The sequence below is a fragment of the Bradyrhizobium valentinum genome, assembly GCF_001440405.1.
GTDB classification, from domain to species: Bacteria; Pseudomonadota; Alphaproteobacteria; order Rhizobiales; family Xanthobacteraceae; genus Bradyrhizobium; species Bradyrhizobium valentinum.
Genome location: NZ_LLXX01000134.1, coordinates 14,422 through 25,982, shown reverse-complemented (window position 1 = coordinate 25,982; position 11,561 = coordinate 14,422). Strand labels below are relative to the sequence as shown.

Sequence of the window (11,561 nt, the reverse complement as noted above, 5' to 3'; positions counted from 1 at the left end):
CCCCCCCCCATCCACGTCTTGTTTTCTAACCATGAAGAAAGACGTGGATGCCCGGGACAAGCCCGGGCATGACGACGTGGTGATACCTTGCCTCTTACTTTCGATACACCACTGCCGATCGACGCGGTGCTCGATGAACTCGGGCGCACGCTGACGGCAAACAATGCCGCGGTGCTGGTGGCCCCTCCCGGCGCCGGCAAGACCACCCGGGTGCCGTTGGCGCTGCTCGACGCGCCCTGGCTGAGAAACAAGAAGATCATCATGCTGGAGCCGCGGCGGATCGCGGCGCGGGCCAGCGCCGAGCGCATGGCGCGGACGCTCGGCGAGCGCGCCGGCGAGACCGTCGGCTATCGCGTTCGCTTCGGCTCGAAGATATCGCGCGCGACGCGGATCGAGGTGGTCACCGAGGGAATCTTCTCGCGCCAGATTCTCGACGATCCCGAACTATCCGGCGTCGCCGCCGTGCTGTTCGACGAGTTTCACGAGCGTTCGCTCGATGCCGATCTGGGCTTAGCGCTGGCCCGCGATGCGCAAACCGGCCTGCGCGAGGATTTGCGCATCCTGGTGATGTCGGCGACGCTCGACGGCGCGCGGGTCGGCAAATTGCTCGGCGACGCGCCGGTGGTTGCCAGCGAGGGCCGCGCCTTTCCGGTCGAGACGTGCTATCTCGGCCGCAAGGTGGATGCGCCCATCGAGCGGCAGATGGCGGATGCGATCGCGACCGCGCTGCGCGCCGATCCCGGCTCGGTGCTGGCCTTCCTGCCGGGCGCTGCCGAAATCCGCCGCACGCAGAATTTTCTCAGCGAGCGGGTTCATGATCCAGCCGTCGAGATCGTGCCGCTGTTCGGCGGGCTCGACGCCGCCGTGCAGGACCGCGCTATCGCGCCGGCGCCGAAAGGCCAACGCAAGGTCGTGCTGGCGACCTCGATCGCGGAGACCTCGCTGACCATCGAGGGCGTCCGCATCGTCGTCGATTCCGGTCTGGCGCGGGTGCCGCGTTACGAGCCAGACATCGGCCTGACCCGGCTGGAGACCGTGCGCGCCTCGCGCGCCGCGGTCGATCAGCGCCGCGGCCGGGCCGGCCGCACTGAGCCCGGCGTCTGTTACCGGCTGTGGGACGAACCGCAGACCGCTTCGCTCGCGGCCTACACCCAGCCCGAAATTCTCTCGGCCGATCTCTCCTCGCTGGTGCTCGATCTCGCGGAATGGGGCGTCAACGATCCCGCGACGCTGGCGTTTCTCGATTCTCCGCCTGCTCCGGCATTGAAGGAAGCGGGCAGCCTGCTCCATGAGCTCGGCGCGCTCGATTCGGACGGCCGGATCACCGCGGAAGGCCAAAGCCTGCGTGCGTTGGCGCTGCCGCCGCGGCTGGCGCGCATGATCGTGGATTCGCACCGGCTGGGGGCTGGCGAGGAGGCCGCCGAAATAGCCGCCATCCTGACCGAACGCGGCCTTGGCGGCGACAGCGTCGATCTCGACCACAGGCTCGACCAGTTCCGCCGCGATCGCTCGCCGCGCGCCGGTAGCGCTCGCAGTCTCGCGCAGCGCTGGGCACAGCAAGTCGCGGCGACGGAAGGTGCTCTCTCTTCTCCCTCCCCCCTTGCGGGGGAGGGCCGGGGAGAGGGGTTCACACGGGAAGTCCCTCCTGGGCTTACCCCCTTCCCCCACCTCGAGAACGAGCTTCGCTCGTCTCGGACCCCGCAAGGGGGAGGGGAGCCCTACCGTTCTCGCCCGCCTAACGACGAACTTTCAACGGGCGTCATGCTCGCGCTGGCCTTTCCCGACCGCGTCGCGCGCAATCGCGGTAACGGCAGTTTCGTGCTCGCCAATGGCCGCGGGGCCGCCGTCGAGCAGACCTCGTCGCTGGCGCGCGCGCCCTATATCGCGGTCGCCGAACTGACTGGCACCGCCGCCCAGGGACGCATTCTGCTGGCGGCGCCGATCGCGCAAGAAGATATCGAGACGCGCTTCGCCGATCAGATCGAGGACAGGGAAGAGATTTCATTCGATCGCGGCGCGATGGCGCTGCGCGGACGCCGCAAGCGGACGCTGCACGCGATCACGCTGTCGGAAGCGCCGGTCGCGCTGTCGCCCTCGGCGGAGACCGCGCGCATCTTCGCCGCAGGATTGGTCGCCGCCGGGCTCGATAAGCTGCCGTGGTCGAAATCCCTGAAGCAATGGCGCGACCGCGTGATGTTCCTGCGCAAGGCGGAAGGCGATGGCTGGCCCGACCTGTCGGACGCGGCGCTCGCGGCCGACCGCGAGAACTGGCTGGTGCCGGCGCTATACGACAAGACCTCGCTGAAGGAGCTTTCCCCCGGCGACCTTTCCGACGCGCTAATGGCGCTGCTGCCGTGGGAGTTGCGCGCAAGGCTAGAGCGCGAGGCGCCGACGCATTTCGAAGCGCCGACCGGCACCATGCTGGCGATCGACTACGAGGCCGAGCAAGGCCCGACCATTGCCGTGCGCCTGCAGGAATTGTTCGGGCTCAACATCCATCCCTCGATCGCCAAGGGCGCGGTGCCGCTGGTGCTGGAATTGTTATCTCCGGCGCAACGCCCGGTGCAGGTGACGCGCGATTTACCGGGCTTCTGGCGCGGCAGCTATGCGGCCGTGCGCTCCGACCTGCGCGGCCGCTATCCCCGCCACCCCTGGCCGGAAGACCCGGCGACCGCGCTGCCGACCCGGCGGGTCAAGCCGCGCGGGACGTGAGGGCACTAGAGTCGTCATTGCCGGGCTTGACCCGGCAATCCATCCCCTCTGAGAAAGTCATTTATCGAAGATTGACGGATACGCGGGTCGAGCCCGCGTATGACGGCCTCGCGTTAACGCTTCACTCATCCTTTTCGCGAAAATGGCAGCCTTGGCCGCCTCTGTTAGTCGCGGCTTGGCGGCCGGCGTGGTGATATCGGCGGTCTGGTAAGCGAGTGTGGCGTAATGCGTAACTTGATGATTCTTGCCGCCACTCTGGCCGGCCTCGGCACCTACATGGCGCAGATGGCGGACCAGATGTCGCCAGCGCCGGCATCCGCCAGCGCATCGCCGAACAAGGCGCCCGCGCAAACGGTCGCGCAAGCTCCCTCCGGTCGTAGTCTTAACATTCCCCGCGACGCGCGAGGCCATTTCCTGACCGACGGCCATATCGACGGCCAGCGCGTCAACTTCATGATCGACACCGGCGCCTCGCTGGTCGCGCTGAACGAAAAGTCCGCGGCGCGGTTTGGCCTGCGTCCCTCCCGCAGCGATTACAATGCGACCGTCACCACCGCTAACGGCACCATCAAGGCAGCGCGGACGCGGCTTGCCATGATCGAACTCGGCGGTCTTGTGGTGCGCGACGTCGATGCCGTGGTGCTGCCCGACGAGGCGCTGTCGGAGAACCTGCTCGGCCTGTCGTTCCTGTCGAAGCTGAAGCGTTTTGAATACGCCAATGGTAGACTGGTGCTGGAACAGTAAGGTTTACCGGTTACCAATCCGCCTTAATTAGCTGCCACAAGGCGCCAGTCCCGCCTATCGCCCGGCCCGCGTATTCGCTATGGCTGCGGTGTTCCCTTAAGCATTTTCACGACAAGGCCTCCCCATGTTCCCGAAGCCCAAATCCATGCTGGTTCCGAATACATATGAGTTCGAATCCGGGCCGATGGTGAAGGCAACCGGCTTTCGCGAATACGACGCACGCTGGCTGTTCGAGAAGGAAATCAACCTGATGGGTATTCAGGCGCTGGGCATGGGGCTCGGCGCACTGATTACGGAACTCGGCGTCAAACAAGAAATCGTTACCGGTCACGATTTCCGCGGCTATTCGGCCTCGATCAAATACGCGCTGATCTCCGGCCTGATGGCGGCGGGCTGCAAGGTGCACGATATCGGGCTCGCGGTGACGCCGATGGCCTATTTCGCGCAGTTCGATCTCGACGTGCCCTGCGTCGCCATGGTGACGGCTTCGCATAACGACAATGGCTGGACCGGCGTCAAGATGGGCGCCAACCGTCCGCTCACCTTCGGGCCCGACGAAATGACACGGCTGAAGCAAATCGTGCTCAACGCCGATTTCAAGAACAAGGCCGGCGGCTCCTATCAATTCCACGAGAACTTTCCGGCGCGCTACATTGCCGATCTCACGAAGCGATCAAAACTCAAGCGCAAGCTGAAGGTCGTGGTCGCCTGCGGCAACGGCACGGCCGGCGCGTTCGCGCCTGGCGTGATGGAAGCGATCGGCTGCGAAGTGATTCCGCTCGATACCGAGCTCGACCATACCTTTCCGAAATACAATCCGAATCCCGAAGACATGGAGATGCTGCACGCGATCCGCGATGCGGTGCTCAAGCACAAGGCCGATGTCGGCTTAGGCTTCGACGGGGACGGCGACCGCTGCGGCGTGGTCGACAATACCGGCGAGGAAATCTTCGCCGACAAGGTCGGCGTGATGCTGGCGCGCGACATGTCGGCGATCCACAAGGATGCGCAGTTCGTGGTCGATGTGAAATCGACCGGCCTGTTCGTCACGGATCCGGTGCTGCAAAAACAAGGCGCGAAGACGGCCTACTGGAAGACCGGCCATTCCTACATGAAGCGCCGCACCAACGAGATGGGTGCGCTGGCGGGGTTCGAAAAATCCGGCCACTTCTTCTTCAACAAGCCGTTCGGCCGCGGCTATGACGATGGTCTCGTGTCGGCGATTGCGATCTGCGAGATGCTCGATCGCGCGCCGGACAAGTCGATGGCGGACCTGAAAAACGCGCTTCCGAAGACCTGGTCGTCGCCGACGATGTCGCCGCATTGCGCCGACGAAGCCAAATACGGCGTCGCCGACGCCGTGGTGAAGCATTTCGAGGCGTTGCAGAAAAAGGGCGATACGGTTGCGGGCCAGAAGATCCGCGACCTCGTCACCGTCAACGGCGTGCGCGTGACCGTCGAGGACGGAAGCTGGGGCCTGGTGCGGGCGTCATCGAACAAGCCCGAGCTGGTGGTGGTGGTCGAGAGCCCGGTGAGCGAAGCGCGCATGCGCGACATGTTCGAGGCAATGGATTCCGTGCTGCGCACGCATCCGGAAGTCGGCGAGTACAATCAGAAGATTTGAGCGGCGACGGTGTTTGCCTAACACACGCTCGTCATCCCCGCGAAGGCGGGGATCCAGTACGCCGCGGCTTTAGGTTCGCTGATGTCTCTTGAATGCTGGATCGTCCGCCCCAGTGCGCAATTGCGCACAAGGCGGACGATGACAGTGTTCTCGAAATCTTACGCCACGTGCAGCGAGCCCAGGAAGCTGTCGACCTCGGACTTCAGCTGGTCGGATTTCGACGACAGACCGTTCGCAGCATCCAGTAGCTTCGATGTTGCCCGGCCCGCCTCTTCCGAAGCACGGCTGACACTGAGAATGTTGCCGTTGACGTCCCGCGTACCGTTAGCCGCCTGCTGCACATTGCCGGCGATTTCCCGCGTCGCTGCGCCCTGTTGATCGACGGCGGCGGCGACTTCATTGGATATCTCGTCGATCTCGGCGATGGTTCCGCCGATCGCCTGGATGGCGCTGACGGCCTGGCTGGTGGCCGTCTGGATGTCCTGCACCTGCGCGGAGATTTCTTCCGTTGCTTTCGCGGTCTGATTGGCCAGCGCCTTGACTTCGCTCGCCACCACCGCAAATCCCCGTCCATGTTCGCCGGCGCGGGCGGCTTCGATCGTGGCGTTCAGCGCCAGCAGGTTGGTCTGGCTCGCAATGCTCTGGATCAGCGTGACGACTTCGCCGATCTTCTGGGTGCCGGCGGCAAGCCCCTCAACCACGGAGTTGGTGCGGCGAGCCTCTTCGGCGGCCTTGTTTGCGATTTCGGCGGAGCGCGTCACCTGCTGGGCAATGTTGCTGATGGAGGCCGTCAGTTCCTCGGTCGCCGCCGCAACCGTTTCCACGTTCGACGAGGCCCGGGTCGAGGCGGCCGCTGCCTCTGCGGTATGCCGCGTGGTTTCCGCGTTGCTCTTGCTCATCAACGTGGAGAGGCCCTGCACCTCGTTGGCGGTTAACGCGACCGCGTCGACGATGCTGCCGATCTTGCGCTCGAAGCCCGCGGCGAGTTCGCGGCGCGCCGCGTCGCTGTCCTGCTTGGCCTGCCGTTCGGCGGTCATCCGGTCGATACTGGCTCGGGCTTCGGCGGCATTTGCCGCTTCCGCCTCGGCGGTCTTCTGCGCGGTCGTCTCGAACAGGCCGGACAGTTTCACCGCCAGCCAGCTCAGCACGCCGGCCTCGATCAGAAGAATGACGGCGTGAAGCACGACGCGGCCGAGATCGGCGCCGCCGGGATAAACCGCCGCCGGAAGCAGGAAGTTCAGCACCAGATGATGAAGCGCGACCGCGACCGCGCCGGCGAGGATCGGGCGATAGTCGCAATAGGCGAGGAGACACGCCAGCGTGGCGAAGAAATACATGTGCGTGTCGACCTGCCAGGCATGGCCGGCGAGCTGGAAGGTAAACACCGACACGCTGCCCATCAGGGCGACGGCAAAGATCAGCCGCGTCGAAAGCCCGTTACCCGAGGTGCGCCACGACAGGGTCGCGGCCAGCGCCATCGCCGCCATCAGCGCGGTTGGCGCCAGCCAGCCGCTATCGCGCATCAGGCCGATGGCGAGCGCAATGGGAACATGAAGCCAGAGCAATCCCAGCAAGGCCGTGCTGGTGGTTTCGCGCAAAGCTTCAAGGTCATCGCTTTCAATGGTCATTTCCGGATTCCCAATATGCATTCAATAAATAGCTGCTTTGTTTGTGAAACAGGCCGCTATCGCTTGCGGATCGATTATGAACCAGGCCCCGGCCTCGTGCAGCCGTGACAATCCCTCAACGCCGTCGGGCCGCACCACCAGCAGCGATGGAACGGCGGTCACGCGGACGATTGCTGCATTGGCTGAAGCGGCGGCCGAGAAGGCCTGCTGAGAATCCCACCAAACGGGAAATGCTACGGCCACGACTTCGGTGCCTGGGCGAGCCTGAAAAGACAGTGCTGCGACGCCGATGAAGCTAGCGATCAGCAACAGCACGGCGTTGAGCCATGCGGGCCATCGGTGGCTGAGTGTGACATTCCGACCCATCCCCCGTGTCTACGGACACAGGGCTAATGTTCGGTGAACGGACCCGCTCCGTAGAATTACGGAGATTACTTACGCCGCCGGCACCGGCAGAGCCGTCACCGACTTGATCTTTTCCATCGCAAAGCGCGAGGTGACGTTCTTCAGCGGCACGGCGCTGATCAGCTTTTTGTAGAACACGTCGTAGCTCGCCATGTCGGCGACCACGACGCGCAGCATGTAATCGACATCGCCGGCCATCCGGTAGAATTCCATCACCTCAGGCATGGCGCTGACCGCGCTAGCGAAGGTTTTCAGCCACGCCTCGGAGTGATCGTTGCTTTCGACCGAGACGAACACTGAAATGCCGAGCCCGATCTTGTTCTGATCGACCAGCGCTACCCGGCGCAGGATCACGCCGTCGGCCTCCAGCCGCTGGATCCGCTTCCAGCACGGCGTTGACGACAGGCCGACCCGGTCCCCGATCTCGGCAACGGACAGGGAGGCATCCTCCTGCAGCACGGTCAGGATCTTGCGGTCGATGGCATCCAGGCGGCGGCTGGCTTCAGGGAGCTGAACGGCTAGATCGGTCATGAGAAGAATGTTCCATATAAAAGGTTCCATATCCTCATATATAGAAAATTCTTCTATAGCAAGTCTCGCTAGTGACCGGCCGAAGCCTGGTCTACAGCGTGGCCGTGGTTCAAAAGCTCTTCAACTTCAGCACGTTGAGGGGCTGCGAAGGCGCCGCCGAAACGGGTGCATTTCAGCGCCGCAGCGGCGGAGGCGAATCGAAGCGCCTGCCGCAACTCCTGTTTTTCGGTGATGGCGAGAGCGAATGCGCCATGGAACACGTCGCCGGCGCCGAGGGTGTCCACCGTATGCACCGGGAAGGCCGGGGTCTCCTGGATCCCCCCATTCTCGTCTAGCCAGATCGTGCCCCTCGGGCCCCGGGTTCCCGCCAGGAAGGACGGGGTCAGTTTGGCGATTTTCTTCAAGGCCTGGGCATCGTCGGTAACGTCAGCGGTTTCCTGCAGCGGCTCGCTGGAGAACACGAGGTGCGTGGAGGCGTTCAACAGGCCCTCGCGCAGCGACATCGCCCGATCGACGTCGACGACCACGGGAATGCCGCGCCGGACGGCCTCGGCGCAAAGCTCGGTGCAGAATTCCGCGCAGCGGCTCTCGGTGAGAATGGCGGCGCAATCGTCCAGCAGCGTGTCGAAATCGGGCAATTTCACATGCCACAAGTTCGGATCGCGGAACGTAACGATCGTGCGCTCGCCGGAAGGGTCGATCATGACCGCCGATATCGGCGTCACCAGCCCCGGCATGTGAATGAGGTGTTTTGTTTCGATACCCTCATGCGCCATCTGCTCGAAGATGAAACGACTGGACGTCTCCTTGGAATCACCCATCGGCCCACAGATCGAGGCTCGGCCGCCGAGCCTTACGATGCCAATCGCGGCATTCAACGCGTTGCCGCCGCAGATTTCGCCGAAACCTGTTGCATTCTCCTTGGAGCCACGCCCTGGGACACCGGGTGTGTTGAAGGTAAGGTCGCGCACCGGCATGCCGATGCAGAGAATCCGCGGCGGTTTGGGCGCTTTATCTTGAAAGTTCATCTGGGAATCCGTCATGTCGGCTCCGCCTTTGGCCGGAACCAAGGTCCGGAGTTAATCGACTGGTCCATGGACGGTTCCCGCTATGCGCCGATGTCTTTTCCCCCATGCACCCAGCGTCCGATCAGATGATGCGCAATCGCGAACGGATGCGCGGCGAATAAGCCATCAGGATGTTCGCGCCGGTGCATCAATGCGACCTCGGCGCGATCGAACCAGCGCGCGTCCTCGAGTTCGGCGCGGTCCACCACGATATCCTCGTTGAGCGCACGCGCGGAGCATCCGATCATCAGCGATGACGGATACGGCCATGGCTGCGTCATGTAGTAGCTCACATCGGTGCAGCGGATGCCGGATTCCTCGAAAATCTCCCGGCAGACTGCGTCCTCGATGGTCTCTGCCGCTTCGACGAAGCCGGCCAGACACGACCACATCCCGGGCATGAACTGTTTCTGCCGGCCGAGCAGGCATTTTTCGCCATGCGTGACCAGCATGATCACGACCGGATCGGTCCGCGGGAAATGCTCGGCCTTGCAGCTCGGGCACTCGCGCTTCCAGCCACCTTCCTTCATCGCCGTGCGCGTGCCGCAATTGGCGCAGAAGCCGTGGCGCTGGTGCCAGGTCACCATCGATTTCGCCATCGCGATGGCGGAAAGTTGTTCGGGCGGCACCGTGCCCTGCATCGCCATGCCGCGCAGTTCGGTGACGGCGACGTCGTCGCGCGTCATGAGCTTCTCGACGGCCGTGGCCGAAATGCCCATGCCGAAAATCGGCGCGCCGTCGCGCAAGCCCAAAAAGATCGTGCCGGGATTGGCGCCGAGCTTCACGGCCTCTTCGACGCCGAGCAGCGCGCGCGGCCCATCCGCCCCCTGCCTCACCAGAAGCGAGTCGCGGTAGATCACATAGGCGCCGGCGTTGCGCTGGCCCTCCAGCGCGAACAGCTTTTCGTCATTGGTACGAAGATGCGCGGCGCGATCCAGAATATGGGTGACGAAAGCGGGCTTCCCCAGCGGATACTTGTCGAATGCGGACATCGGTTCAACCCAACCAGATCTTGCGGCGAAGCGCATTGATGAAATTCTGTACTTCCTCGGCGTCATGCGCCAGCGGCGGCATCACGCCCCAGACCGGGCGCGGCCAGGCCGCATCGCTGGTGCGCCGCGCGATGACGTGGACATGCAACTGCGGCACCAGATTGCCGAGCGCCGCGACATTGAGCTTGTCGCATTTGGTGATCTCTTTCAGGGCGCGCGAAACCCGGGAGATTTCGGCCATCAGCTGCGCCTGCGCGACCTCGTCGAGGTCGATGATTTCCACCGCACCCTCCCGGCGCGGCACCAGCAACAGCCATGGATAGTGCGCGTCCTTGATGACCAGCACCTTGCACAGCGGCAAGTCGCCGATGTCGATCGTGTCCTTTTTGAGCTGGGAATGCAGCGACCAGGCGGAGGCGTCAGAGGGCATCTAGGGTTCCCGCGCCCGATCCATGCCGGGCCGATAGAGTGCCGTCTGTGGGCACTCCTGGTTTCATACCAAGGTGTCATCATCCGCGAAAGCGGATGATCCAGTACGTCGCAGCCCCTTCCGTTTTTACTGTTAGGCCGCGGCGTACTGGATACCCCGCCTTCGCGGGGTATGACAGGGAAACGCGGAGTATTACAGGGAAAGCCCCGCTTGCTTTCCGGCCCTTTTGGCCCCAAATAAGGACCGGGAGATTGGCGGTGGACGAGCCACTCGCCAACCGGGTCAGGTCCGGAAGGAAGCAGCCCTAACGAGGTCCGGATCGGGTCGCTCGTCAGTCTCCTACCTGTTTTTCGAGCGAATCGCGCAAGGAGGGCAGAAAGGCCGCGCCTTGCGGCTGATTTCGTTCCTTTCCGCAAGCCGGCCCCGAGAGACAATCAATTGCGGATCGACCGATGAGTGATGCTGGCGCTCCCCCCGACAAGTCAGACGGCGCCGGCCACGGCGGTTTTGCTCTCGGGCAGGGCGAAGCTGCCAAGCCCTACCGGGTGCTGGCGCGTAAATACCGCCCGTCCAGTTTCGATGATCTGATCGGCCAGGAGGCGATGGTCCGCACGGTTTCGAACGCGTTCGAAACGGGGCGAATTCCGCAGGCCTGGATTCTGACCGGCGTCCGCGGCGTCGGCAAAACCACCACGGCGCGTATTCTTGCCCGCGCACTCAACTTCGAGAAGCCGGACGGCTCGGTGAAGGGGCCGACCATCCACATGCCTGATCTCGGCGTGCACTGCCAGGCGATCATGGAAAGCCGGCACATGGACGTGCTGGAAATGGACGCCGCCTCCCATACCGGCGTCGACGACGTCCGCCAGATCAATGACAGCGTGCGCTATGCGCCGGCCAGCGCCCGCTACAAGGTCTACATCATCGACGAAGTCCACATGCTGTCGACGGCGGCCTTCAACGCCTTCCTGAAGACGCTGGAGGAGCCGCCCGAGCACGCCAAATTCGTGTTCGCCACCACGGAAATCCGCAAAGTCCCGGTTACGGTGCTGTCGCGCTGCCAGCGGTTCGACCTGCGCCGGGTCGAGGCGGACGTGCTGATGGGCCATCTTTCCAATATCGCGAAAAAGGAAGGCGTCGAGGTCGAGCCCGAGGCGCTCGGCATCATCGCGCGCGCCGCGGAAGGCTCGGTGCGCGATTCGCTCTCGCTGTTCGACCAGGCGATTGCCCATGCCGCCGGCCCCGTGCGGGCTGACGCGGTGCGGCAGATGCTGGGTCTGGCCGACCGCACCCGGGTGATCGACCTGTTCGAGCATCTGGCACGCGGCGATATCGCCAGCGCCTTTGGCGAATTCCGTGCGCAATATGATGTCGGCGCCGATCCGGTCGTGGTGCTGTCCGACCTCGCCGAATTCGTCAATTTCGTCA

10 protein-coding genes and 1 other RNA gene are annotated in these 11,561 nt (G+C 63.9%); 5 read left to right on the top strand and 6 right to left on the bottom strand.

Going from position 1 to position 11,561, the window contains the following annotated elements:
• The first annotated feature begins 87 nt into the window (after positions 1-87).
• From hrpB to CP49_RS23380, 3 genes are all read left to right on the top strand, one after another.
• Entirely contained in the window at positions 88-2,712 is a 2,625-nt protein-coding gene (gene hrpB / locus CP49_RS23390) for an ATP-dependent helicase HrpB (protein ID WP_057852541.1), read from the top strand.
• 237 nt (positions 2,713-2,949) lie between these two features.
• Positions 2,950-3,456 carry a TIGR02281 family clan AA aspartic protease gene (locus tag CP49_RS23385; RefSeq protein ID WP_057852540.1) on the top strand — a complete coding sequence of 169 codons (507 nt, stop codon included), beginning with the start codon at positions 2,950-2,952 and terminating at the stop codon, positions 3,454-3,456.
• Positions 3,457-3,580: 124 nt separating this feature from the next.
• A complete protein-coding gene (locus tag CP49_RS23380; RefSeq protein WP_057852539.1) occupies positions 3,581-5,080 on the top strand; it encodes a phosphomannomutase/phosphoglucomutase in 1,500 nt (499 codons plus the stop codon).
• Positions 5,081-5,238: 158 nt separating this feature from the next.
• On the opposite strand, the gene CP49_RS23375 is transcribed toward CP49_RS23380, so the two are convergent.
• The 6 genes from CP49_RS23375 to CP49_RS23350 all read right to left on the bottom strand — a co-directional run bounded on the left by CP49_RS23375 (position 5,239) and on the right by CP49_RS23350 (position 10,133).
• Positions 5,239-6,708, bottom strand: coding sequence for a methyl-accepting chemotaxis protein (locus CP49_RS23375; RefSeq protein WP_057852575.1), 1,470 nt, complete (start codon positions 6,706-6,708; stop codon positions 5,239-5,241).
• Positions 6,709-6,729: 21 nt separating this feature from the next.
• Positions 6,730-7,023 carry a hypothetical protein gene (locus tag CP49_RS23370; protein WP_245310827.1) on the bottom strand — a complete coding sequence of 98 codons (294 nt, stop codon included), beginning with the start codon at positions 7,021-7,023 and terminating at the stop codon, positions 6,730-6,732.
• A 120-nt stretch (positions 7,024-7,143) separates the two neighbouring features.
• A complete protein-coding gene (locus CP49_RS23365) occupies positions 7,144-7,644 on the bottom strand; it encodes an Lrp/AsnC family transcriptional regulator (protein WP_057852574.1) in 501 nt (166 codons plus the stop codon).
• Positions 7,645-7,712: 68 nt separating this feature from the next.
• Positions 7,713-8,672, bottom strand: coding sequence for a sugar kinase (locus CP49_RS23360; RefSeq protein WP_057852573.1), 960 nt, complete (start codon positions 8,670-8,672; stop codon positions 7,713-7,715).
• Positions 8,673-8,752: 80 nt separating this feature from the next.
• Positions 8,753-9,703 (bottom strand): NAD(+) diphosphatase, encoded by a 951-nt coding sequence (gene nudC, locus CP49_RS23355; RefSeq protein ID WP_057852537.1) that lies wholly within the window; start codon positions 9,701-9,703, stop codon positions 8,753-8,755.
• 4 nt (positions 9,704-9,707) lie between these two features.
• The gene (locus CP49_RS23350) at positions 9,708-10,133 is read right to left on the bottom strand and encodes an HIT domain-containing protein (protein ID WP_057852536.1); all 426 of its coding nucleotides are present in this window, start codon (positions 10,131-10,133) and stop codon (positions 9,708-9,710) included.
• 246 nt (positions 10,134-10,379) lie between these two features.
• Here CP49_RS23350 and ffs point away from each other — a divergent pair.
• An RNA gene (gene ffs / locus CP49_RS42005) (signal recognition particle sRNA small type) lies at positions 10,380-10,476 on the top strand.
• Positions 10,477-10,585: 109 nt separating this feature from the next.
• Positions 10,586-11,561, top strand: a 976-nt coding sequence (locus tag CP49_RS47695) for a DNA polymerase III subunit gamma/tau (protein WP_245310826.1), incomplete at its 3' end; no start/stop codon positions are given.

Excerpts from the sequence above, each read along its gene's own strand:
- CP49_RS23385 (WP_057852540.1), top strand. The coding sequence starts at position 2,950 with ATGATTCTTGCCGCCACTCTGGCCGGCCTCGGCACCTACATGGCGCAG.
- CP49_RS23380 (WP_057852539.1), top strand. The coding sequence starts at position 3,581 with ATGTTCCCGAAGCCCAAATCCATGCTGGTTCCGAATACATATGAGTTC.
- CP49_RS23375 (WP_057852575.1), bottom strand. The coding sequence starts at position 6,708 with ATGACCATTGAAAGCGATGACCTTGAAGCTTTGCGCGAAACCACCAGC.
- CP49_RS23365 (WP_057852574.1), bottom strand. The coding sequence starts at position 7,644 with ATGACCGATCTAGCCGTTCAGCTCCCTGAAGCCAGCCGCCGCCTGGAT.
- CP49_RS23360 (WP_057852573.1), bottom strand. The coding sequence starts at position 8,672 with ATGAACTTTCAAGATAAAGCGCCCAAACCGCCGCGGATTCTCTGCATC.
- nudC (WP_057852537.1), bottom strand. The coding sequence starts at position 9,703 with ATGTCCGCATTCGACAAGTATCCGCTGGGGAAGCCCGCTTTCGTCACC.
- CP49_RS23350 (WP_057852536.1), bottom strand. The coding sequence starts at position 10,133 with ATGCCCTCTGACGCCTCCGCCTGGTCGCTGCATTCCCAGCTCAAAAAG.